Source organism: Marinirhabdus gelatinilytica (assembly GCF_003353425.1).
Lineage (GTDB): Bacteria > Bacteroidota > Bacteroidia > Flavobacteriales > Flavobacteriaceae > Marinirhabdus > Marinirhabdus gelatinilytica.
Window position 1 is genome coordinate 514,784 of record NZ_QRAO01000002.1, and the last position, 24,329, is coordinate 539,112.

Genomic DNA, 24,329 nt, shown 5'->3' on the forward strand with positions numbered 1-24,329 from the left:
CATCTACCTTTGTTTCTGCTCTTTTCTGTCTAACCAGAAGGCCTTTAAATTTATTCATTATTTTTCCTCTAACCTCTAACCTCTAACCTCTAACCTCTAACCTCTAACCTCTAACCTCTAACCTCTAACCTCAAACCTCAAACCTCTAACCTCTAACCTCTAACCTCTAACCTCAAACCTCTAACCTCAAACCTCAATGTAACTCTTTTTCAAGAAATTTTGCCGTGAAGCCTTTCTTGTTTGCTATAATTTCTTCGGGAGTGCCCGTTGCCATTACCTTTCCACCTTTTTTTCCTCCTTCCGGGCCTATGTCTATAATATAATCAACGGTCTTGATCACGTCCAGATTGTGTTCAATGATAAGTACCGTGTTTCCTTTGGCGACCAATTTGTTTAGGACTATCAACAATACGCGGATGTCCTCAAAATGAAGACCCGTTGTGGGTTCGTCCAATATGTAAAACGTATTGCCGGTATCTCTTTTTGAAAGTTCCGTAGCTAGTTTGATACGTTGTGCTTCTCCTCCCGAAAGTGTTGTAGATTGTTGCCCTAAGGTAATGTAGCCCAATCCTACATCTTGAATGGTCTTCAATTTTCGGTATATCTTGGGGATATTCTCGAAAAATGGAACGGCCTCATTAATGGTCATCTCCAGAACATCGTAAATAGAGTTTCCTTTATAGCGTATCTCGAGCGTCTCCCTGTTAAAACGCTTTCCTTGGCAGGTCTCACATTCTACATATACGTCTGGGAGGAAATTCATTTCAATCACGCGCAAACCACCACCCTTACAAGCTTCGCATCTTCCTCCGGTAACATTAAAACTGAAACGCCCTGGTTTGTAACCACGTATCTGTGCTTCGGGAATCTTGGCGAACAGACTGCGTATTTCAGAAAAAACACCCGTATACGTTGCAGGGTTACTACGGGGTGTCCTACCAATGGGCGATTGGTTTATGTCTATTACCTTGTCTATATGTTTAAGCCCAATTATTTTTTTGTAGGGCATCGGTTTTTTTACACCATTGAAAAAATGTGCGTTCAAGATAGGGTAGAGGGTCTCATTGATAAGTGTAGATTTTCCACTTCCCGAAACTCCCGTTACGCCCACCATAGTTCCCAATGGGATAGTGATGTTTACGTCTTTTAGATTGTTTCCCGTGGCTCCCGTGAGGGTTAAAAATTTTCCATTACCTTTTCTCCGCTCTTTGGGGATGACTATTTCCTTTGTGCCGTTTAAATACTCTGCCGTTAATGTATGGTGGTTTAAAATTTCAGTAGGGCTGCCCTCGCTTACTATTTCTCCACCGTGTCTTCCTGCGCCAGGGCCAATGTCTATCACATAATCTGCACTCTCTATCATATCCTTGTCATGCTCCACCACAATAACCGAATTGCCAATGTCCCGCAACGAAATAAGCGACTGTATCAATTTTTCGTTGTCGCGCTGGTGCAGGCCAATGCTAGGTTCGTCCAAAATATAGAGAACGCCTACGAGTTGCGAACCTATTTGCGTAGCAAGACGTATACGCTGTGCCTCACCGCCAGAGAGTGATTTGGAGCTGCGGTCCAGGGCAAGGTAGGTCAAGCCTACATCTATCAAAAACTGAAGTCTAGAACGTACCTCTTTCAATATTTCTGAGGCAATCTTTAATTGGTTGTCACCTAAATCTTTTTCAATATCCTTGAACCATTCTGCAAGCTCGATAACGTCCATTTGGGCAAGCTGGGCGATGTTTTTTCCGTTCACCTTAAAATATAGCGATTCCTTACGTAGCCTAGAGCCACTACATTCGGAGCACGGTACCTTATCCATATACTCCTTGGCCCAACGTTCCAGCGATTTGGATTCGTTTGCCTCGTAGGTATTTTGAAGGAAGGTGGCTACCCCTTCAAACTCAATTTTATAATTTCTTGTAATGCCCAGTGTTTTCGATTCTACATCGAATTTTTCATGGCCCCCGTGAAAGATCATCTCCTTTGCTGCGGCAGGGATATCCTTAAAAGGATCTGTCAACTTAAAATTAAAACGCTGTGCGATTAACTCCAATTGCTTAAAGACCCAGTTGTTCTTTTGTGGCCCGTGTGGAGCCAAAGCTCCTTGTTTAATGGAAAGCGAATCGTCCGGAACCACTTTTGTAAGGTTTACTTCGTACAATTTTCCCAAGCCTCTACAGTTTGGACACATGCCTTTTGGAGAATTGAAAGAAAAATTGTTCGGCTCTGGGCTTGGGTAGGAAATCCCAGAGGTAGGACACATGAGCGAACGACTAAAAAACCGTACCTCGTTGGTCTCATTGTCCAACACCATCAATACATCGTCCCCGTGGTACATGGCGGTAATGATTGTTTCGGAAAGGCGCTTGTCATTATCGCTTTCTTCGGTAATCTTTAGCCTGTCTACAACAATTTCAATATCGTGCGTCTTGTAACGGTCTATGCGCATCCCCTTTATAATATCGAGCACCTCGCCATCTACCCTTACTTTTAGGAAGCCTTGTTTTGCGATATTTTCAAAAAGCTCACGGTAGTGCCCTTTTCGGGAACGTACCACCGGTGCCAAAACACTCACCTTTTTCCCTTTAAACTCCTCAATAATGAGCTCCTTTATTTGCTCATCGCTGTAACTCACCATTTTTTCACCCGTATTGTAACTATAGGCATCGCTGGCACGGGCATAAAGCAAACGGAGAAAATCGTAGATTTCGGTGATGGTCCCTACGGTGGAGCGCGGACTCTTACTCGTAGTTTTTTGCTCTATGGCAATCACGGGAGAGAGGCCTTCAATTTTATCTACATCGGGGCGTTCCAGATTTCCGAGGAATTGACGTGCATAGGCAGAAAAAGTTTCAATATATCGGCGTTGTCCCTCGGCATAAATGGTATCGAAGGCCAGGGAGGACTTTCCGCTGCCCGAAAGCCCCGTAATCACTACCAGCTTGTCTCTTGGAATGGTAACATCTATGTCTTTTAAATTATGGACACGAGCACCCAAAACCTCAATACAATCGTCATTTTTTTCCATAGTTTGCAAAGGTACTTAATTGAATTGGAAATAAGTAACAGGGTAGTAGTTGGTATTTTGAAATTTACTCGATTATCGAGATTTAAATGTTCCAAGACTTGCCTCGAAACCAAACGTTATTTTTTAATCGATGCCTAGCAGGCTTGCCCTGAACAATTTACGTTAATTTGTAGTTGGTGAGGTAGGTTTGGGACGAAGGCTGCACAATCATTCCGCGGACTTAAAATTTTGTATGTCCTCTTTTGAAATGCTACCGTCTATGGTAAGTTTATGGGAACTATCGTCACTGGTCAATACAAAGTCGCTCAAGCTACCATAGTGTTGTTGAATTAGATCTACAATTTTGGCCATGGATCTTTCATCGCCATCCATGGTAAGTTTTGCCTCTTGCTTATAGGTTTGGATGGTAAGTGGGATATCGATACACTCAATTTCTGAAGTATGCTGTAGTTCCTTTTTCTTCAGTACAACAAATTTAAAGTTTACATCAGCTTCTGTAAGGATTTTTTTTAGGGTTACTTCAGAGAGTTTCAGTTCTTCCCTATTGCTGTTTAATTGGAATGTCATAAAATTTATACTGTAATTAAACTTTTTCGCTAGCCCTGTAAAGATAATTAAGACTTGAAAGAAACCTTGGGTTTGACAAATAGCTTAGGTAAAATTTAACTTTTATATATAAATGATAAGCTTTTTAATCTAAAAAAGAGCGACCTAAATGTAGAAATGAAAATTAAAAGGTAACATCCATTTCACCATTTCGTATTTGCACTTCTACATTTCCATTGGTATCCGTAAAATTATACTGAAAATTGGCAACAATTCTACTGTCTGTATGAATAGTAGTATTTGTGTCTACATTACAAGAATTTGCTTGAGAGCAATAGTATTGATTTTCCAAAAAGAAAAATGTTTCCTGAAAAGTACCTGTTTCACCAACTTGCTGAGTAACCCTAATGTTATAACCTGAATTGTCAGGAAAATCTGCTGTAACTTGCCTTATAGAGCTGTTTGTGGGGCTTAATGATGTCTGTATATTTGTTAGCGAAACAGTCTCACCATTGATATCAAAAGTTATAAAAGACTCTTCCATTTGCCCCATATCATCGTCTGTAGGATTATTATTAGAAGAATCATCGTCCGATGAACAGGAAGAAATTACTGCAATTAAGAAAGAAAAATAGAAAATACGTTTTATAATAGATTGAATTACCATTTAATGAAAATTTTATATTTCTGTAGCAAATTTAAATAATCACTATGAAATCTCCCTGTTCAAGAACTGGAAAAATGTCGTGGAGATAAAGAAAATGGTACTCACGACTATAGAGAAGCTTACCACAAGGGTAATTATGGGCAGCCCCAACAACAAATACAGTAGCGGCAACAGGACACCAAACAAAGACATTGCAAGGAAAATTGCGTAAAGATATTTCATGATTCCCGGTAAGCCTTTACCCGCATTGTCCTGAAACTGGAACAGTTTTGGAAAAACCTGTTTATTCATATATTCCCCTAATCTGGCAAGAAAAACATCGTTGAAGGAAGAATCCTCAAAATGTTGGCTGTCTATGGAGTTTGCCAAGACTATAATTTTTTCCTGGTGTCTTTCAAAAACAGCATCTAGATCTAAAAAATCTTTGAATATGGCGAATTTGTAGCCAAAATAATACCAAAGGCCAGATCCGCATTTGTGCTCTAACCATTTTGACACGATCTCCTTGGGATATGCATTTGGGTAGCTAATATTTTCTGGAACCTTCTTTTCCTTGGGATTGAGGAGTAGTAAAGATTTCAGCTCTAGGTATAGATTTTCGGTATCCTCAAAATTGTTGTTTTCCTGCAGAAATTCTATTGCCAGTTTGGATTTCCCTTTGTAAAATTCCTTTACGTCAAAAAATGTGAGTCCTTCAAATTCATCATCTATGTATTCTTTGAGTCCGGGTGGCCACATTTTGGAACGGTACAGTATATCTACTATATTCCTGAAATGATGCATTTTTTGGGTAACTCCATCTAAATGGTTTACAGCATTGCTTCTAACGGATTTTAGCCGGAGCGTTGCACTGGCAAGGTATACCACGAGCAAAACTGCCACAAAACCACTTATGCCTATAAAAAGTGTTGCCAGATTGGTGAGCTGGTCTACAAACGCTGGGACGGTTGTTTTTTGCTGAAGGAGAAAAATTAGCGCAATACACAGAACCCCGCTAAATACCAATGGTATCACGGCATACAAATTTTGCACGGGCGACTTTTTCTTCATGTTACATAAGCTGCACAGTGGGGAGACTGCTTCTTGATATTCAGCAAGGTAGCTATTTTAGCTTTAAAAATAACTTAGATTCAAAATTGACCAAAATGAAAATAGGACCCTATCTTTTTTCACTCAATAAGTAGCTGAAATCAATATCAAAAATAAGTTTTTCAATCTGATTTTGTAGTAAAATACTTACATTTCGATAAGTGGTATCGTAAATACGGTTAACGGTATGTTTTACTCAGAAAATAGGGACATCAATAGCCCGCTGCTGCATCATCTCCCCTTGGATCTGCCCCTCCTTCCAGTGTTCCATCTGGTAGCACAAGAATAGCATCTACCTTTCCAATAGTGGGGTCTGCTTCCAAATTTTCGGGATAGCCTTTCGTGGTAAGATTTTCTTTTAATGCGGAAGGGAACCTGCCCTCCTCGTACCTAACCGCATCTGGCAGCCATTGGTGATGGAATCTTGGTACATTCACTGCTTCCTGCATATGCATATCAAATTCCCTTACATTAAGAATAGTTTGCAATACCGAAGTAATGATAGTTGCCCCGCCTGGAGTACCTACTACCATCCAAAGCTTTCCGTCGCGCTCAACAATGGTAGGTGTCATCGAGCTCAGCATACGTTTTCTAGGTGCAATGGCATTGGCTTTTCCGCCCACCAGCCCATACATGTTGGGTTGGCCGGGTTTTGCACTAAAATCGTCCATTTCGTTATTTAGGAAAAAGCCCAAATCCTTTACAAACAACTTGCTGCCATACCCCGAATTGAGTGTAGTGGTAGCCGACACTGCATTTCCATAACTATCTACAATGGAGTAGTGGGTGGTTTCCTCACTCTCAAACCCAGGTATGATACCGTAACCTATTGTTTGGGAGCTGTTTGCCTTTTCAAAACTGAAAGATTCCATCCGTTTGTTGAGATAGTTTGGGGACAAGAGCGAATCTACAGGTACTTCCACAAAATCTGGATCGCCTAGATAGTAGCTTCTATCTGCATACGCACGGCGTTCAGCTTCTGAGAGGAGTTGAATGTACTGTTCAGAATTATGCCCATATTCAGAAAGCGGAAATGGTTCCAGCATCGTTAAAATTTGCCCTAATGCCACACCACCACTGGAAGGTGGCGCCATAGAAATTACCCTTAAATCTTTATAGTTTAAAACTAGTGGTTCCCGAAATTCCGCCTCGTATGTTTTAAGATCTTCTAACGTAATGATACCTTCCCGTTGTTGTATAAAATCGACCAACGTTTCGGCAACGTTGCCTTGGTAAAAGCCTGACAATCCTTTTTGGGAGATGGTTTGTAATGTATTTGCCAACGCTTTGTTCCTAATGGTATCGCCTTCAACATACATTTTTGTGACTATGGAGGTCTCGCCACTTACTTCTTCAAAAATGGTGGCGTATTTGTGAAAACGTTCTGCCTGTTGTTTTGTGACCCTAAACCCTCTGTTGGCCAATTCAATCACAGGCTCTAAGATGATCTCCATGGGTAGCGAGCCCAATTTTTCGTGTACAGCGAACATACCTGCCACCGTCCCGGGCACCCCAACGGCCAACGCCCCTTGCTTGCTTTCTTGCGACCTGTAGGTTCCGTCCTCATCCAGGTACATATTTCTGGAAGCTTTTATAGGGGCTTTCTCGCGGTAGTCGAAACTTCCCAACTCGCCATATTGTGTTCGGTATACCATAAATCCACCACCACCTAGGTTGCCGGCGTAGGGATATACTACGGCCAGGGCCATTTCGGTAGCGATCATGGCATCAAAGGCGTTTCCACCTTTCTTGAGTATTTCTACACCAATCTTGGAGGCTTCCTCCCGTGCAGAGACCACCATAGCCTGTTGGGTCACTAGGCCTACTTTAGGGTACTCTTTTTCTTTGACTTCAATTGTTCCAGTACGGGTAGGGGACTCCTTACAGGAAAGGAATAGAAAGGAGGGTAGTAAAAAGAGGAGAAATTTCAGCTTCATAATTCCGATAGTTTTTGATGGGAAGCGGTGATAAGTTCAGCAAAAAAGGAGGTGAATTCGGCTTCAAATTCGGTATAGAATTCTTCAAGTTCCAACACGGCAAAATTCATCTTGGATCTCTTTTTTGTCCGGATGTTCATTTGGGTTAAAATGGTGCTTATTCCTTGGATGCTGGCGTAGCTCAACAACCAGTTATCTGAAATCATATACGGCATCATACGTTGGATACGGGTGGGCAATAGTTCAAAATTGGCACGCAGCATTTCGTAAAAATCATCTACATACTCCTCCAAGGGTTGCGGGTGGTACACATTCCAGTTTTTGGCCAAAAAATGGTCGTACAAGATATCCACGATCACACCGCTATAATGACCGTATTTTTTATGAAGCCTTGCGGTGCTTAGTCTCACGGTAGGGTGGGCATCGGTAAAACTATCTATAAACCTGTGCAACACTATTCCTTTCTGGATCTTTTTCGGGTACTTTAAATACTGTTTTCCCTTAATGCCGTCCGCAATAAAATTGCCTATGGTAATGCCTTCGTCCTCCCCGGAAAGGTAAATGTGTGCCAAAAAATTCATCAGGACAATTTACAAAATCGCTACACAATTTTGGCAATATAAAGTATCTTTGCCGTTGAAATCAATAAGGGACTGCACAACCGCTGTAAACGTTCAGTTTCAATATAGTTACACTTACATAAAACACTTTTCATGACCTTAATAAAATCTATTTCTGGAATACGAGGAACCATTGGCGGTCCACAAGGGGATAATCTAACCCCTGTTGATGCGGTATTATATGCTTCAGCATACGGAACTTGGGTACAACAGCAGCGCAATAAGGAATCACACAAGGTAGTTGTGGGGCGCGATGCACGTATAAGTGGCGAAATGGTACAGCAACTGGTCATGAACACCCTTGTGGGAATGGGAATACACGTGGTAGATCTTGGTCTTTCCACAACGCCCACTGTTGAAATGGCCGTTACGATGGAACACGCAGACGGGGGAATAATCCTTACCGCAAGCCACAATCCCAAACAGTGGAATGCCTTGAAACTCTTGAACAGTAAAGGCGAATTTTTAAATGCTGAAGCCGGACAAGAAATTCTTGACATTGCCGAAAGTGGTGCCATGACATTTGCCGAAGTGGACAATCTTGGAAAGATTACCCGCAACGATGCGTACATAGATCTGCATATTGATGAAATTCTCGCTCTTGATTTGGTGAATGTTCCAGTCATAAAAAAGGCAAACTTTAAGGTAGCGGTAGATGCCGTGAACAGTACGGGAGGGATTGCAGTACCGTTATTGCTGGAAGCGCTGGACGTAGAACCCGTAAAATTGTATTGCGAGCCTACAGGCCATTTTCCCCATAACCCAGAGCCTTTGAAAGAGCATTTGGGCGATTTGATGGAGTTGGTCGTGAAACAGCACGCAGATTTTGGTATCGTGGTGGATCCCGATGTGGATCGTCTTGCTTTTGTAGATGAAAAGGGCGAAATGTTTGGCGAAGAATACACCTTGGTTGCCGTAGCAGATTATATTTTGCGAAAAAACCCTGGCACTACCGTTAGCAATATGAGCTCTTCAAGGGCATTGCGTGATGTTACCGAAACACATGGGGGCACCTATACCGCAAGTGCTGTGGGAGAAGTGAACGTAGTACAGCAAATGAAAGACACCAACGCCGTGATAGGCGGTGAGGGCAATGGTGGTATTATTTACCCAGAACTGCACTACGGAAGGGACAGTTTGGTAGGTATAGCATTGTTCCTAAGCTTTCTCGCCGAAGAGAAAATAGCTGTGAGTGAACTGCGAAAGCGATACACCAGTTATTTTATGAGCAAGAAAAAAATTGAACTCACGCCACAATTGGATGTAGATGCTATTTTAAAAGAAATGGAAAGTCGCTACGCAAATGAACAAATAAACACCTTGGACGGCGTAAAAATAGATTTTGCTGAAAACTGGGTCCACCTACGAAAATCCAATACGGAACCCATTATTAGAATCTACACTGAGGCCAAGAGCCAAGAAGAAGCAGATGCCCTTGCCGATAGGTTTATTGGCGAGCTGAAGGAAATTGCAGGTTGATAGATCAAGTCCCAAATTTTAAAAAGCACCAATTTATTCGTAATCCTTTACCTTATCCCTGTACTTCCAGCGTTTGTGGGTCCATAGGTAGTAGGCAGGTTCGGCTTTTATCTGGTCTTCAACCATGGTGAGAAACTTGTCCGTAATCTCGTAATCTGGGTAGTCTTTAGGGTTTTTGGTAATGAGTTTTACATCGGCAGCGTAATGGCCACGTTTCACTTTGCGAACGTCAAGATAGATGACCGCCATATCGAATTTTTTGGCCAGCATTTCCCCACCAGTGAGTACTGGCACCTTAATGCCCATAAATTCCTGAAAGTGCTTTGCTTTCCAGTGTTTTGCTGTTTGGTCTGCAATAAATGCAAATATGCTCAACTCACCCCTTGAAATGGCAGCGCCCATTTTGTGCACCGTTTCCTTGGTATTGATGAGTTGGGAATTGTAACGGGCACGAATTTTTTTTACCAGCTTGTCAAAATATTCGTTCTCAATTCTTTTATATACTGCATAGCCTCTATGGTTCACAAATCGTTGTAGTACCACACTCCATTCCCAGCTGGCGTAATGTCCCATGAACATCATAATGTTTCGGTTTTCTTTTTCCAGTTCAAGGACCGTATTGATATTGGATATGGTGAAGCGTTTTTTCATCTCCTTTTCAGTTATGGAGAGGGACTTAATAGATTCCAACACCATATCGCACAGGTGTACATAAAACTCTTTCCGTATATCGTTGCGTTCTTTTTCAGAAATATGGGGAAGTGCCAGTTTTAGGTTTTCGGCCACTACTTTTTTTCGGTAGCCCACAAGATAGTAAACAAAGGAAAAGAGGATATCTGAAACTCCATACAGTGCCCAGAAGGGTAATTTGGAAATGATCCAGATAATTGGGTAGACTAAAATATAAACTAGACGTTGCATAGCGATTGTTACCGCAAAACTAACTAAATTTATTCCTTCCAATTAAAAATTTTTACATACATAATGCAGAACATAGATATTGTAACCATTGTTATTATTGCCGCAAACGTAATTATCTCTATGAAAGGGTTTAACGATTTTTCTTTTTTTGAAAAATATAAATTCAATATTGCCGGTATACGCCGCGGAGAGCAGATTAGGATGTTTACCTCAGGATTTTTGCATGTAGATTTTACCCATCTCTTGTTCAATATGCTCACACTTTACTTTTTTGCGCACGTTGTAATAGACGCTTTGGGAACCATTCAGTTTGTTTTAATCTATATTGCAGCGCTTTTGGTGGGGAACCTGCTGTCTTTCTATTTCCATAAGGATGAGTACCACTATAGCGCAGTAGGAGCCAGTGGTGCAGTAACGGGTATATTATATGCGGCTATATTGTTTTATCCAGATATGGGGCTGTACCTGTTCTTTATACCTATAGCCATTCCGGCATGGATCTTTGGACTTATCTATTTGTTATATTCTATCTATGGAATGAAGAGCAGACGTGGAAACATAGGCCACGATGCCCACTTTGGTGGTGCCATTGCTGGTTATGCACTCACGCTTGGTTTTGCCCCATTCCTTTTCCAAACCAATCTATGGATCGTTCTGGTACTGGCACTGCCAATTGTGCTTTTGTTCGTGTTGCATAAATTCGGGAAAATATAAAGACCTGCCCAAGCGGACAGGTCTTAAAAAACTTTTTTATGTGTGAAAGGCTACTCCAACAAGGAAGCAATCTTGTTCTCCAGAGCCGCTCCACGAAGGTTTTTGTCTATAATTACACCATTCTCGTCCAGCAAGAATGTAGCTGGTATAGAACGAACATTGTATTGTCTTGCAATGGGATCTTGCCAGAATTTTAGGTTGGATACATGGTACCAGTCCATATTATCATCGGCGATGGCTTGTTTCCAACGGGCTTCTTGTCCTTGGCGGTCCAAGGAAACACTAATAATATTAAGACCTTTGTCGTGGTACTTTTCGTAAACCTTTACCACATTGGGGTTTTCTCTTCGGCAAGGCTTGCACCAAGATGCCCAAAAATCTATAATGGTGTATTTCCCAAGGGCGTCGCTAAGGGCAAGTTGTTCACCATTGGGCGTGGGGGCCGAAAAATCAGGAGCTTTGGCACCAATGTCGGTAGCGCTCATAGATTCTATGGCCTTACTTATCTTAGAAGCAGTGGCAGATTCTTTCATCTTTGGGTCAAGCCCATCCAGTGCAGCTTTTGCTTCGGTTGCCGTCATTTGTTTTTTGTTCAACATTTCAGAAATAAGCATCACAGAGAAAACGGAGTTTCCATTTTCAGCAATGAAATTTTTCTTATAGGCATTTTCATCTTCAGTAATCTTGCTGCTTTCCTGTTGTAGTTGGGCTACTCTAATACCATCCTGTTGTTGTTGTGCAGTTCGGTATTCCTTCATTAGCTCTTGCCTGCGTTCGCCAAAGTCTGTAACCGTTTGCACAAACTCACGGTAGGAGTCGTTTTGCGGGCTTCCCGTAACGTAGGAAGACTGTATGCTATCCTTGTAGATGGTAACCTGTAAATCTTCATTTTCGGGAAAATAGGCTACAGTACCACTTTTGCCTACCTGAAGGTAGTTAATAGTGGCCATATCGTTTTTAGGATACGTAGCCGTAAAACTACCGTTGGTAATTGTAATGGTATCTATAACGCTGGGCTGGTTACTTATGGGGTTGATTTGGTTTACCAGGATTTGGGTACCATCGTCAAAACCTTGGGCTGTACCAGAAATTTTAAAGGAATCAGATTCGTTTTGGCAAGCAACCAAAAGGGCGGTTGCACATATAAAAAGTATTTTTCTCATAATGCTTGATAATTTCAACAAAAGTAAAGGTATTTTTTACTGAAAAAAAACGATTGGGCATAATTGTTAATTGTGTGATAATTGTACATTTCGTCATAAAAAATTGTATATTTTTACTAGATAAATACTTGACAGTTAAAATGAAAGATATAGGAAGGGATTTTCCGCTGGACATAAACATAAGTTTTAAGGTTTTGTTTGAAACCTACGAGGCTAATTTATCCACTGGCAGTGAGTTACAGAAGAAGCGTGCCAAGGAGGTATTGGCCGTTGCCAAAAAATACCCCATACTCTCCGAAGGCTTTACTACCGAAAAGCAGATAAACAAATTGCGCAAGCAGATAGATTTTGTATTGGAAGATCTCTTTGCATCGGTCCTGCAGACCAACGAAATAAAAATTGCTGGAGCACCTTTCCAGTCAACACCATTTAAGACCACCGCACGCTATGACGCCATTAAGGCCAATGCAGATAGTTCCTATGAACTGCAACTGACCGATATGACTGACGAAGAGTTTTATATCCTTGGCTGTAGCTTGATATTGAAAGGCTATTACGGGTATAATATAGATTTTAGAAGGCCCTATTTTTATAACATTCCAGACGCCAATGGTATTACAAGATGGTACAAGGTACTGTACAATGCAGATTTTGGCTTTATTGAAAAAACTGACGCATCAGTAGACATTACCCAAAAGGACGTGTCCGAACTTTTGGAAAACTACAACAATATAGAGCTCTGGAAGGAGAAATTCCCTCCAAATTCTTGGAGATACTCCGGTTTTGTTATTGCGAATATGTACGATGCCACTGGAGATGTATCCTTATCCAACTTTAAGACCAGTCTTTTGGCAAATGAAAGCAAGAAAGACGAAAACTTTATAGACGAGTTTGAGGGTATCTTGAAGTCGCTCTTCAGCATCCAAGACTTAAAAGTGGGCTTTAGTATGTTCAATATTGAAGAAGATACCTTTGAGCAGCCAGATACTTTGGAGAAAAGCTATATCCTGCAAGGAAAAAAGAAAGAAAAATGTACTACGGCCTTATGTGAGGCCTCTTACTATACACTTTTCAAGAAGAAACAGTTTTATTGCATTGCAGATGTAGAGCGGCACGCAAATTTGTATCCAGACAACCAGCTATATAAAAAATTGCACAAACAACAAGTTGCAAGTGCCATTATAGTTCCCATTGTGGATAATGAGATGTTATACGGTGTGCTTGAGATTGTATCCACTATCCCAGAAGCACTCAACTCTATTAACGCAAACAAGCTGCATGATGTGCTGCCAAATTTGGTAGACTCGGTAAAACGGGCCAAAGAGCGCAAGGAGAACGAGATCGAGTTGATGATACAGGAGGAGTGTACCGCAATACACAGCAGCGTACATTGGAAGTTTAAGCAAGAGGCAGAACGTGTAATCAATGCACAGGCCACTGGAAACCAGGCTTATTTTAGGGAAATTGTTTTCGATAATGTCTACCCACTTTACGGGCAAATAGATATTAAGGGCTCTTCAGAAGCAAGGAACGCAGCAACTAAGAAAGATTTATCGCTTCAATTGGAGTACGTTCAAAAGATCATTAAAAAGATCTCTTCAGTAGAACAACTGCCTATTTACGAGCAGCTGGAATTCAGGATTTTAGATTTTCTTGAAGATTTCAACGAGGAAGAACTCAAGGTAAACAGCGAGAGACAAGTATTACAATTTCTGAAATATGAAATTGTTCCATTGTTCAAACACCTTTCAAAAAAGAGTGCTGCCCTTAAAGATATGATTGCCGAATACTATGAAATGGTTGAAAATAGCTCTGGATTGGTATACATGCACCGAAAGGATTACGATGAATCTGTAACCCTTATCAACAAGCGTATGGCTTCGATTATAGACCGAAAGCAGCGTGAGGCACAAGCAATGTACCCCCATTATTTTGAGCGTTTTAAAACCGATGGGGTAGAGCATAGCCTCTATATTGGCGAGGCGATTACAAAGGGGAAAAATTTTCATAAGATTTACCTCTATAACTTACGCCTTTGGCAATTACAGTTAATGTGCGAGATGGAAAACGCCTTCTACAAACTGAAGAAGAACCTACCCATAAAACTAGATGCTGCCTCTATGATCTTAGCGTTCAACTCTTCCCTTTCACTACGCTTCAGAATGGACGAGAAACGTTTTGATGTAGATGGCACCTATAATGCCCGGTACGAAGTAGTAAAGAAAAGGGTAGATAAGGCAAATATTAAAGGCACAGAGGAAAGAATTACCCAATCCGGGAAGCTATCTATTATCTATTCCCAAAAAGAAGATGAGAAGGAGTATCTGAAATATATTTCGTTTTTACAGCACAAAAATATGCTCGACAAAGATGTTGAACTTGTTGAGGTAGAAGATCTCCAGGGGGTTACCGGCTTAAGGGCCATTAGGGTTTCGGTGTTGTACGAGACTGGTTCCAAAAATGACCAGAAGGAATATTATACCTATCAAGACCTTATGTCCCAGCTTGAAACATAAGATCTCTATATAGTAGATTGTTACTGCTGTGTTGGCGGTACAATGTTGTTTGTTACCTCTTCCACTCCAACAGGATCGAACACAGCAAACGATACCCCAAAAGCGATAATAGAAATAATAATCCCTATTACAAAAATAGTATAGGTCCATCGTAGGATCCGGTATTTTCTATCCAGCACTTTTCCTAAGAAATACAAGTCTTTTGTCAGGGAAGAATATACGTAGTTACGGTCTTTGAGAAGCTCATCGATTGCCCATTGATATTGCGATAGCTCCATACGGTGAAAATTCCCGAAAAAGGTCAGGTTTACGCTTTTATTCTTTACGTCTTCCTTGGTAAATTCACCTCGTGTAACATTGGGTCTGGTCGCAATCACCGCCAAAACCATGGTAATAGTACTGGAGACCACAAATATAGCCGAAGGTATAACCAAATACGGGTTGGAGTCCAGCTTGGACAATAAATTGGACAGCACCAATGAGATGATAATGGCGTTGACCGATAAAAGGATATTTGCCTTTGTATCGGCAATATCACTAAGCTTTATGTGGTTTCTAAGTGCGGTCCTGTAAAAGGTTTGTATGCCGCGCTCTGGGCTCAAATCTTTGTATTTTGCCTTTAGTTGCGCCTTTAGTTCTTCTTTTTTTAATTTCTTCTTGTCTTTTTTACGGTCCTTGAGCAAATCGGCGAGATTGTTCTCTTTTTCTTTTTGCCAATTCTTGAGCGCATAATCACTATAATATTGGTGTTTTTCAGAAAGGACCTTAATGTTCTCATCCCTCCATTCGCGAGGGGTATATTCTTCTATATCCTGTAATAGATATTCTTGTCTTAAAAACTCGCTGGCTTCTTTAAAGTACTCTTTTCCAAAGTGTGAAGCGTCTGCATCACGAATCATTTCTTCAAGCTTTCCTTTAGGGTCGTCCTTAAATTTTGTGGCCATGATACAATTTTCAACCCCTTCAATAATATCCTTTTCTACATTTTCCTTGGCTAGGAACTCCTTTGCAATCTTTACGCTTTCCTCCTCATGGCCATCTCTTGTATGTATGTAGCCAGTGTCGTGTAATAAAGCGGCTAAACGAAGTATCAATGCATCCTTTTCGGAAACTTCAGTGTTTTCAATAATTTCGTTGATGCTTTTAAAAACCCTCTTGGAATGGGTATAATTATGGTAGGTAAAGGAATTGGGTAGTTTATCTTTAAAAAGATTTAAGATAAAATTGTCTGCCTTTTCAATAATTTCACTCATAAGTTAATTTTGATATTCCAAATTACTAAAAAAAAATACTATTAGTACGTGAAAGCACCGCTAAATTAACAGCAATATAACGTTTTAAAATAGCTGATACTCGTAATTTAGCGCAAATGAACTTTTTTATGAAGCTAAGGGTATTTCCATTTTATTTCCTCTTTATTTTATTTTTCTATAGCTGTGCTACCTACAGCCCCCAATACAGAGATACCGAAATTACCTACACATACCCCTCAGATAAATCCATTGAGCAAACATTCTATCTTATTGGCGATGCAGGGAAATCACCCATAGGCGGAATGAGCGATGCACTTACAGCATTCAAGAATTATATAAAAGACAAGGATACCGAAGGAAACTACGCCATATTCTTGGGAGATAATATCTACCCAGACGGCCTACCACCAGAAAACTCTCCAGACAGGGATAGAGCTGCATATATGCTGGATGCCCAAGTAGCCTCCATGGTCAATTTTAAGGGGAATATATTCTTTATCCCGGGGAACCACGATTGGTACAACAACGGTCTGGAAGGTTTATTACGGGAACAAGAATACTTGAAACAAAAAATGTCCGGCACCGAAGTATTAAAACCCTCCAACGGCTGTCCTTTGGAAAGTATTTCTGTGTCTCCTAATATTCAACTAATAATGATAGACTCCCAATGGTATCTTGAAGATTGGAACCTGCACCCCAACATCAACGAAAACTGTGAGATAAAGTCTAGAGAGAAATTCTTTATAGAACTAGAGTTGGAATTAGAAAAAAACAAGAACAAGAACATCGTGTTCGCAATGCACCATCCTATGTTTACCAATGGTACGCACGGTGGCTTTTTTGGGGCCAACAAACATTTGTACCCTACACAAAAAAAAATACCCTTACCGGGCTTATCTTCTCTTGTGGCCCAAATACGCGCCCAGGGTGGAGTCTCTGTTCAAGATAGGTACAACGAGCTCTCCAACAAATTTATGAACCGATTGGCAACGGTGGCCAGAAATTTTGATAATTTGGTATTTGCCTCGGGCCACGAGCATACATTGCAACACATTGAGCAAGGTGGGCTGGTCCAGATATTGTCAGGCTCAGGTGCTAAAGCTGGTTTTGCGGCATTGGGAAAGGACGGTTTGTTCAGTTATGGGGGACAGGGATTTGCGGTGTACGATGTGTTTACCGATGGGTCTACCTACGTACGCTATTTTGGTGTGGGCCAAGAAAAGCACCCCAAGCTCCTTTTTGAAAAACAAATATTTAAAGCCAAGGATAGTTTTAACTTGGCAACCTTGCCACGACAGTTCCCTGAGACCATAACCACCCCTATCTACAAACAGGACAGCATTAACGAGGCGCTTTTTTTCAAAACAATTTGGGGTAAAAAATATAAGGATGCCTATGCAACTCCCATTTCAGCCAAAGTGGCAAATCTCGACTCCCTCTATGGTGGGCTTACAGTGGTACGGGAGAACAACACAAAAGACTATAAAAACTTAATACTTAGGGACAGGGCCGGAAACCTGTACAACTTGCGCGCGCTTCAAAAGCAGGCTTTAAAAGTTTTGGATAGGCGTGACATCGTAAAAAACGAGAATCCGGAAAACCAAGATGTAGATGAAGATCAAAACACAGATTTTACAACCCCCGAAACATATGGCTCTGAATTTTACACAGCATCACACCCCTATGCTACACTGGCTATTCCAACGCTTGCAGATAGCATCAATATCTTTCAGAACAGACCCAATTTAATTTACGTTCCAAAACAGAGAGCATTAAAAAATTACAATGCAGATTTTGGGGACGAATTGTACTATATCTCTGTGGCACCTTCAGAAAACAATGAGGGAGACCGTATCTTTCAGTATGCCCGCGATATTGAGACCACGGACGATATCTTGTTGAAATTACGAAAGGCGAACAATGTAAAGATAGACGAAGAGACCTATATCAAGGCAAGGCTGTTCGATATGCTAATTGGAGATTGGGACCGTGAGCCGGACCATTGGAGATGGGCCTTGTACTACACCAAGGGCAATGACAGTGTGTACGTGCCCATTGCGCGAAACCGTAACGATGCCTTTGCCAGTCTGGACGGAGATATACTGGATGTTGCCAGATCTATCTTCGGAAGTAGTCATCAGCGCCATATATATACTGAAAATTTAACCGATTTTAAATGGTTCAACGCAGAAGGGATCATCTTGGATAGGGCCTTGTTACAAAAGTCCAATAGCTCTCAATGGAAGTTTGTAGCAGAAAAAATACAATCACAGCTAACAGATGAAGTGATCGACATTGCCTTCGATAATGTACCCATAGCAACGAGGGACGAATCCTTGGAAGAAACCATAACCACCCTAAAGGCAAGACGAGATAACCTAGTTACAATTGCCCAAGCCTATTACAAATACCTTAATGAGTTACGTACGATCAAAGGAACAGACGGGGCCAATTATTTTGAAATAACCCGAAACGGGGACGGCAGTACAATTGTTAAGGAATTTGATTATATAAATACAACTAAAGGCACACTTCAGAAAGAAGTGACCTATTACGAAGACCAAACCAAGCAAGTTTGGGTCTATGGCTTGGGTGGCGATGATTATTTTGAGGTAAACGGTACTGGGAAAGGACACACATTGGTTAGGATGGTAGGCGGTCACGGCCATGATACCTATACCATAAAAAACAGCCACCGTACCCGGGTGTACGACCACAAGAGTAAACCCAATACCGTGGCTGAAAAAAACGGTGCCGTGGTTCGTTTAACAGACCTGTATACTTTAAACACCTATGACTATAGGAAACAAGTGGGCAGTGAAAACAATTTTACCGCTACCGCTGGATACAACCCAGACTACGATGCGCGTGTGGGCCTGCAATATACTTACGAGATAAATGGGTTTAGCCGTAATCCCTTCTCCAAACGACACCGCTTAAACGCAAATTATTATTTTGGCACCACGAGTTTCGATCTTGCCTACCAGGGTGAGATAGCAAACCTTTATAAAACATTCAATCTTAGTTTTGGCGGTAGGGTAACCAGCCCCAACTATGTATTCAATTATTTTGGCTACGGAAACGAAACTAAAAATCCACAAGAAGCGCTTGGCTTCGATGCCAATAGGGTAGAGGTACAGACATTTAGCGGAAACATTGGGTTGTTGCGTAACTCCTATTTTGGTAGCTTTTTTAAACTGCAAACCAGGCTGGAAGCTATTACGGTAAACAGTACTATTACAGGAATTGAAAACCCCGAGAACGCAGCACTTCCAGAAGATACAAAATACTATGGAACCCTTGAAGGAATTTATAGCTACCGAAGCTTCGATAATGCACGCAATCCCTCTCGTGGGATGTTGTTCGATTTAAACTTGGGCATCACCGAAAATTTTGAGGAAATGGAACGTGTTTTCGGATTTTTGCATACAAGGTTAGGGTTTTATAACAGCTTGACATCCAACGAAAAATTAGTCCTGCGCACCAATGTACAGGGGCAGTTCAATTTTGGGAACAGGTTCGATTTTTACCAAGCTGTAACATTGGGAGGGTCCAACGGGCTACGTGGTTTTAGGCAGGACCGTTTTGCAGGTAAATCCAGCTTGGTGGGCAGTGCAGATGTAAGATACAGTTTTGGTGAGTTTAGGATAGAATTATTCCCTATGCAAGTTGGGGTTTATGGTGGAGCAGATCTTGGTAGGGTTTGGACTCCTTCAGGTAGTTCACAACGCTGGCACAATAGCTATGGAGGGGGGTTGTGGCTAAATGGACGTGGAGGCCTAACATTTACTTCAAGCCTTTTCCACTCTACCGAGGATACCCGCTTTGTTTTTGGTCTTAATTTCGGTTTTTAATATATAACTATGCTGAATAAATACGCCCCAATATCGATCATACTCTGTGCTTTTCTGTTTCAGTCCTGCGCCATTAGGGGTATTATGTTGGATGAAGATAGAATTGAAAACGAGACCTACACTAATTCAGAAACTTCAAGATCTTTTTTCATAGCAGGAAATACATACAAGAGTGACCCGGAATTTACGAAGGTATTTACGAAAGCAGTCCTAGAGAACCCTGCCAAAGAAAAACGTATCCTTTTTGTAGGTAACAATATCAAGGGAAAGGACTCAACTGCGATAATTAAAGATCTTAACGATAAGGCAGCTTTAATACAGTCTTCTAAAGCCAATGTGCATATTATTCCTGGCAAATTTGAATGGAAATACGACAAGTTGAAGGGCCTAGAGTTTATGGAAGATTATCTAGAAGAAAAGCTTCAAACCGAAACAAATTTCATGACCCCTAATAATGGCTGTCCGTTGGAGAGCATTGAAATAGGGGAGGACATACAGCTCATAGTGATAAACTCACAATGGTATATTGAAAACTGGGACTCACACCCTAATTTTAATGATAAATGCCAAATCAAGACTCGTGAAAAATTTCTGGCCGAGGTAAAAGGGGAAATAAAAAAGAGTGCCAACAAGTTGATTTTGGTCGCTATGACACATCCAATCTTTACCAATGGGTATCACGCAGGCCGCTTTTCGTTTAGGGACCATATTTTTCCATTACAAGGTAATATTCCGCTGCCCGGCGTAGCATCTTTAGTAGCAGAGATCAGGTCACAGGGCGGTATCTCAACCCAAGATAGATTCAATAAGAGATACAATGAAATGGCTTCGGAATTACGGAACATATTTAATGAACCGGACCATAGGATTTTATTGATTTCTGGTTTGGAGCAGAACCTTCAGTACATAGAGCAGGATCCTTTCAAGCAAATTGTTTCTGGAGGCGGGGGAGAGACCAAACCTGTGGGGATAAGTGATAATGGGATTTTCTCCTACGGCGGAAATGGGTTTGCAAGAGTAGATGTTCTGGAAGAGGGGAGCGTTTGGGTTTCCTATTATAAAACTTCGGCAACCACTGATGCCGAAAGAATTTTCACCCATAACATTTTCGATGCAGTAGAAAAACCCAATCTGGATACCATACCCTCAAAATTTCCCGAATACGTTGAAGCCTCTGTATACGATGAAGAGGCTGTAGAAAAAACTGATTTCTTCAAGTCGTTCTGGGGAGCGCATTACCGTGAAGTCTATGGCACAAAGGTAAAGGCCAAAACAGCGGTTTTGGACACGCTCTATGGTGGTCTGGAAGTAGTACGTCCAGGCGGTGGTAACCAGACCAAATCCCTGCGGTTAGTGACTAAGGACGGGAAGGAGTACAATATGCGGGCCCTAAAAAAAAGCGCTGTACAATTTTTGGAAAATACCGCATTTAAGGGCGTAAACGGAGAAAAGTACTTTACCAACACTGTCCCAGAAGATCTTATTTTGGACTTTTACACTGCGGCCCATCCTTATGGGGCTTTTGCCATACCCGAAATCGCAAAGGCAGCACAGGTTTTTTATACCACTCCAGAGTTATACTACGTCCCCAAGCAAGAGCGTTTGGGAAAATACAATGAGGAATATGGTGACCAGCTTTTTATGATCGTTGAGCGCCCTACCGATGATTTTAAAAACCGAAAGAGTTTTGGCTATCCCGACGATGTTGAGAGCACGGACGATTTATTGGAAACACTGCGTGACGATGAAGATTACATACTCAACGAAGAAGCTTACATCCGTGCCCGTATTTTTGATATGCTTATAGGCGATTGGGACAGGCATAGCGACCAGTGGCGCTGGGCAGAGTTTGAAAATGAAGATGGAAAAAAGGAATTTGTCCCAATCCCTCGCGACCGTGACCAAGTATTTGCAAATTTTGATGGGAGGTTTTTGGATGCCCTCAGGAATATAATGGGTAGTGTGAACCAATTTGGTGTTTATGGTGACGATATAAAAGATGTAAGATGGTTTAACGAAGCTGGAAGCAAATTGGACAGGGCACTTGTAAAAAGAAGTGATAAAAGCGTTTGGCTGGAACAAGCCACCTTTTTACAGAACGCCATAACTAGGGAGACCATAAATAAGGCTTTCATGGATATTCCTATTGAGGTTCAGGATACAACCATAGCCAAGATAAAAGAGCATTTTCTCGCTAGAAAAGAAAATTTAGCTTCAATCGTGGAGCGGTACTATGATGAATTTATAAAATTCCAGATGCTTACTGGGACCGACAAGGATGATTATTTTGAAATATTCCGTAACGGTGATGGCTCTACAGAAATTTCAGCATATAGGATAAAAGATGGCGAAAAAGGCGAACAGCTTTTTAAAAGAACCTTCAGCAGTGAAGCAACAAAAGAGATATGGTTGTACGGGCTGGATGACGATGATGTTTTTGAGGTAACCGGAAATTCAAAAAAGCCTATACTTATTAGGATTATAGGCGGACAGAACAAAGACACCTATAGTATCGAAAAAGGTAAAGGGATTAAAGTGTACGATAGGAGAAGCAAGAACAGTACTATAAAAAATCGTGGAGGGGCACATTTTAGGTTTACAAATTTCTACCAAGCAAACCTGTACGATTATAAAAGGAAACCTACAAAGAAAAGTACTTTAGGCCTTAGCCTTATAAATAATCCCGATGTAGGAAACGCAATTGGTCTAAGCTATCAAAAAGATGTGAACGACTTTATAACCAATCCCTACGGAAGAAGGACCATCCTGAATTTTAATTACCAAACCATCACGCAAGGAATACTGCTTTCTTTCCAAAAAGGATACGCTGCAATTTTTGGGGACGCCAATTTAGTTTTTGATGGAAAGTTTACCTCACGGAACTATACCGAAAATTTCTTCGGTTTTGGTAATGATACTGAAAATAGGGATGACACTTTAAGCCTGGATTTTAATAGGATTAACCTAAGCTATATCAATGGCGGTGTTGGTTTGGAACGAGACTCAGATTATGGAAGTTCCTTTCAATTTAAAGTACTTATTGAAACGGTTGAAATAATTAAAAATGGTGATAACTTTATCAATCAGCAACTTACTGATTCTTTTGGGGAAAGAAATTATTTTATCAAACCAAGCGTAACCTATAAATTTGAGAATATAGATGAAGGGCTTGTGCCCACCAAGGGAATGTTGTTCGCAACTACAATTGGCGGTATAGATGCTTTTGAGAACAACAACCTTACAGGTTTTCTTGAGAGTACCCTAACTTTTTACAACTCTTTGTTGAGTAACAATAGGCTTATACTCAAGACCCATGCACAAACACATTTGCTTGTGGGCGATACACCTACATTTTTCCAAAGTCCGCAGCTAGGCGCACATAATGGACTTAGGGGATATAGAAATGAACGTTTTACAGGAAGACATGCCTTTTTGGGGAATGCAGACGTAAGTTACCGGTTTCAACAAATGAAGACGTTTCTGTTTCCGTTGGCTCTGGTGGTGTATGCCGGGTATGATGTAGGGCGCGTTTGGGTTCAAAATGATACCAGTGACAACTGGCACACCTCATACGGAGGGGGATTGCGTTTGCGGTGGACAAATTCCATACAAGCCAATATTAGCACATTTTATAGTGAAGAAGGGACACGGTTGCAGTTCGGTTTTAATTTTTCATATTGAGTGTTAGCTCATATACGTTTCCGCCAAGCACACCATTTTGCTCATCAGCGATATAGAGTGTAGTGTCGTTTTTAAAACAAACACTTTCTTTTTGGGAATGGTGGCCCAGGTCAATTTCTTGTATGCTACCACTAAAGAAATTATCCCCTTTATAATCTTGGAGCACCCAAACTCTTGAAAACCCCTGCAGTACTACCATTCCGGTATTAAAGTTTATAGTGGCGCCCGTAACTTGGCAATGTTTCTTGTCGTCACAAGTTTTGTAGGTGCTCACTACTTTTGCGGTGTGATGTCCTGGAGTTGCAGGAAGTTTGTAAAGTTTTACGGTACCGTCAAATTTTGAACTTCGGTTTCTGGTAAACAGGTAAAAATTATTTTTATAAAAAATAAAACCCTCCACATCAAAATTGCGGTGTTTTTTCTTGGGAGGAAACTCGGTTTGATCCTCTAAGGTAAAAGTAGTGGTGTAAACGGTTATCTTTTCTTTTTCTTCTGAAACGTTAGGCACCTTATAGATTGCCAACTCCTTGCGCTTGTTCTTGTTGTTGCCAAAATCGCCAATGTAGATATTTGCTTGTGTATCTGCGGCCAGATCTTCCCAATCTTCATTTGTAATACCGTGCAAGTTCAAAACTTTTTTGATGCTTTGCGATTTTGCGTCAAACCCGAACAAAGTGGCATCGTTGTGCGAGTCTGAAACCGCCCAAATAAGTTCACTTTGAGGTATCTGCTCAATCCCGCTGATCTCCTCTAGGGAGGCAGGTACGGACGCTATAATCTTTAACTTTCCAAAATCTTGGCAACCCACAAGGGCAAACAAGCCGATACATAGAATAAAAAACAATCGCATAGTATAAAATAAAA

Annotated in this window: 15 protein-coding genes; 5 read left to right on the forward strand and 10 right to left on the reverse strand. The window is 41.1% G+C overall.

What is annotated here, in order from left to right; genetic code table 11:
• Positions 1-193 precede the first annotated feature (193 nt).
• The 6 genes from uvrA to C8D94_RS08510 all read right to left on the reverse strand — a co-directional run bounded on the left by uvrA (position 194) and on the right by C8D94_RS08510 (position 7,845).
• Positions 194-3,025, reverse strand: a complete 2,832-nt coding sequence (uvrA, locus tag C8D94_RS08485; protein ID WP_115123488.1) for an excinuclease ABC subunit UvrA — start codon at positions 3,023-3,025, stop codon at positions 194-196.
• A gap of 207 nt (positions 3,026-3,232) precedes the next feature.
• Positions 3,233-3,592 (reverse strand): hypothetical protein, encoded by a 360-nt coding sequence (locus C8D94_RS08490; RefSeq protein ID WP_115123489.1) that lies wholly within the window; start codon positions 3,590-3,592, stop codon positions 3,233-3,235.
• Between the two features lie 163 nt (positions 3,593-3,755).
• Positions 3,756-4,238 carry a hypothetical protein gene (locus C8D94_RS08495; RefSeq protein WP_115123490.1) on the reverse strand — a complete coding sequence of 161 codons (483 nt, stop codon included), beginning with the start codon at positions 4,236-4,238 and terminating at the stop codon, positions 3,756-3,758.
• Between the two features lie 42 nt (positions 4,239-4,280).
• Positions 4,281-5,288 (reverse strand): hypothetical protein, encoded by a 1,008-nt coding sequence (locus C8D94_RS08500; RefSeq protein ID WP_115123491.1) that lies wholly within the window; start codon positions 5,286-5,288, stop codon positions 4,281-4,283.
• Positions 5,289-5,539: 251 nt separating this feature from the next.
• Complete coding sequence (gene ggt / locus C8D94_RS08505) at positions 5,540-7,264, reverse strand: gamma-glutamyltransferase (RefSeq protein ID WP_115123492.1); 1,725 nt, start codon at positions 7,262-7,264, stop codon at positions 5,540-5,542.
• Entirely contained in the window at positions 7,261-7,845 is a 585-nt protein-coding gene (locus tag C8D94_RS08510) for an acyl carrier protein phosphodiesterase (protein WP_115123493.1), read from the reverse strand. The genes ggt and C8D94_RS08510 overlap by 4 nt, the downstream gene beginning before the upstream one ends.
• A 132-nt stretch (positions 7,846-7,977) precedes the next feature.
• Here C8D94_RS08510 and glmM point away from each other — a divergent pair, with 132 nt between their 5' ends.
• On the forward strand, positions 7,978-9,363 hold the full coding sequence (gene glmM / locus C8D94_RS08515; protein WP_115123494.1) for a phosphoglucosamine mutase: 1,386 nt from the start codon (positions 7,978-7,980) through the stop codon (positions 9,361-9,363).
• A gap of 33 nt (positions 9,364-9,396) precedes the next feature.
• Here the strand turns inward: glmM and C8D94_RS08520 are convergent, their stop codons facing one another.
• Entirely contained in the window at positions 9,397-10,284 is an 888-nt protein-coding gene (locus C8D94_RS08520) for a lysophospholipid acyltransferase family protein (RefSeq protein ID WP_115123495.1), read from the reverse strand.
• Positions 10,285-10,347: 63 nt separating this feature from the next.
• Here C8D94_RS08520 and C8D94_RS08525 point away from each other — a divergent pair, with 63 nt between their 5' ends.
• Positions 10,348-10,998 (forward strand): rhomboid family intramembrane serine protease, encoded by a 651-nt coding sequence (locus C8D94_RS08525; protein ID WP_115123496.1) that lies wholly within the window; start codon positions 10,348-10,350, stop codon positions 10,996-10,998.
• A gap of 50 nt (positions 10,999-11,048) precedes the next feature.
• Here C8D94_RS08525 and C8D94_RS08530 read toward each other — a convergent pair whose 3' ends face one another.
• On the reverse strand, positions 11,049-12,161 hold the full coding sequence (locus C8D94_RS08530; RefSeq protein ID WP_115123497.1) for a TlpA disulfide reductase family protein: 1,113 nt from the start codon (positions 12,159-12,161) through the stop codon (positions 11,049-11,051).
• Positions 12,162-12,301: 140 nt separating this feature from the next.
• Between C8D94_RS08530 and C8D94_RS08535 the strand changes: the two genes are divergently transcribed.
• The gene (locus tag C8D94_RS08535) at positions 12,302-14,677 is read left to right on the forward strand and encodes a GAF domain-containing protein (protein WP_115123498.1); all 2,376 of its coding nucleotides are present in this window, start codon (positions 12,302-12,304) and stop codon (positions 14,675-14,677) included.
• Positions 14,678-14,697: 20 nt separating this feature from the next.
• Here C8D94_RS08535 and C8D94_RS08540 read toward each other — a convergent pair whose 3' ends face one another.
• Entirely contained in the window at positions 14,698-15,930 is a 1,233-nt protein-coding gene (locus C8D94_RS08540) for a Pycsar system effector family protein (RefSeq protein WP_115123499.1), read from the reverse strand.
• 116 nt (positions 15,931-16,046) lie between these two features.
• Here C8D94_RS08540 and C8D94_RS08545 point away from each other — a divergent pair, with 116 nt between their 5' ends.
• Both C8D94_RS08545 and C8D94_RS08550 read left to right on the forward strand, forming a co-directional pair.
• The gene (locus C8D94_RS08545; RefSeq protein ID WP_115123500.1) at positions 16,047-19,784 is read left to right on the forward strand and encodes a metallophosphoesterase; all 3,738 of its coding nucleotides are present in this window, start codon (positions 16,047-16,049) and stop codon (positions 19,782-19,784) included.
• Between the two features lie 9 nt (positions 19,785-19,793).
• On the forward strand, positions 19,794-23,465 hold the full coding sequence (locus C8D94_RS08550; RefSeq protein ID WP_147278522.1) for a BamA/TamA family outer membrane protein: 3,672 nt from the start codon (positions 19,794-19,796) through the stop codon (positions 23,463-23,465).
• On the opposite strand, the gene C8D94_RS08555 is transcribed toward C8D94_RS08550, so the two are convergent.
• Positions 23,449-24,315, reverse strand: a complete 867-nt coding sequence (locus tag C8D94_RS08555; protein ID WP_115123502.1) for a hypothetical protein — start codon at positions 24,313-24,315, stop codon at positions 23,449-23,451. The genes C8D94_RS08550 and C8D94_RS08555 overlap by 17 nt on opposite strands.
• Between the last annotated feature and the right edge of the window lie 14 nt (positions 24,316-24,329).

Excerpts from the sequence above, each read along its gene's own strand:
- uvrA (WP_115123488.1), bottom strand. The coding sequence starts at position 3,025 with ATGGAAAAAAATGACGATTGTATTGAGGTTTTGGGTGCTCGTGTCCAT.
- C8D94_RS08490 (WP_115123489.1), bottom strand. The coding sequence starts at position 3,592 with ATGACATTCCAATTAAACAGCAATAGGGAAGAACTGAAACTCTCTGAA.
- C8D94_RS08495 (WP_115123490.1), bottom strand. The coding sequence starts at position 4,238 with ATGGTAATTCAATCTATTATAAAACGTATTTTCTATTTTTCTTTCTTA.
- C8D94_RS08500 (WP_115123491.1), bottom strand. The coding sequence starts at position 5,288 with ATGAAGAAAAAGTCGCCCGTGCAAAATTTGTATGCCGTGATACCATTG.
- ggt (WP_115123492.1), bottom strand. The coding sequence starts at position 7,264 with ATGAAGCTGAAATTTCTCCTCTTTTTACTACCCTCCTTTCTATTCCTT.
- C8D94_RS08510 (WP_115123493.1), bottom strand. The coding sequence starts at position 7,845 with ATGAATTTTTTGGCACACATTTACCTTTCCGGGGAGGACGAAGGCATT.
- glmM (WP_115123494.1), top strand. The coding sequence starts at position 7,978 with ATGACCTTAATAAAATCTATTTCTGGAATACGAGGAACCATTGGCGGT.
- C8D94_RS08520 (WP_115123495.1), bottom strand. The coding sequence starts at position 10,284 with ATGCAACGTCTAGTTTATATTTTAGTCTACCCAATTATCTGGATCATT.
- C8D94_RS08525 (WP_115123496.1), top strand. The coding sequence starts at position 10,348 with ATGCAGAACATAGATATTGTAACCATTGTTATTATTGCCGCAAACGTA.
- C8D94_RS08530 (WP_115123497.1), bottom strand. The coding sequence starts at position 12,161 with ATGAGAAAAATACTTTTTATATGTGCAACCGCCCTTTTGGTTGCTTGC.
- C8D94_RS08535 (WP_115123498.1), top strand. The coding sequence starts at position 12,302 with ATGAAAGATATAGGAAGGGATTTTCCGCTGGACATAAACATAAGTTTT.
- C8D94_RS08540 (WP_115123499.1), bottom strand. The coding sequence starts at position 15,930 with ATGAGTGAAATTATTGAAAAGGCAGACAATTTTATCTTAAATCTTTTT.
- C8D94_RS08545 (WP_115123500.1), top strand. The coding sequence starts at position 16,047 with ATGAACTTTTTTATGAAGCTAAGGGTATTTCCATTTTATTTCCTCTTT.
- C8D94_RS08550 (WP_147278522.1), top strand. The coding sequence starts at position 19,794 with ATGCTGAATAAATACGCCCCAATATCGATCATACTCTGTGCTTTTCTG.
- C8D94_RS08555 (WP_115123502.1), bottom strand. The coding sequence starts at position 24,315 with ATGCGATTGTTTTTTATTCTATGTATCGGCTTGTTTGCCCTTGTGGGT.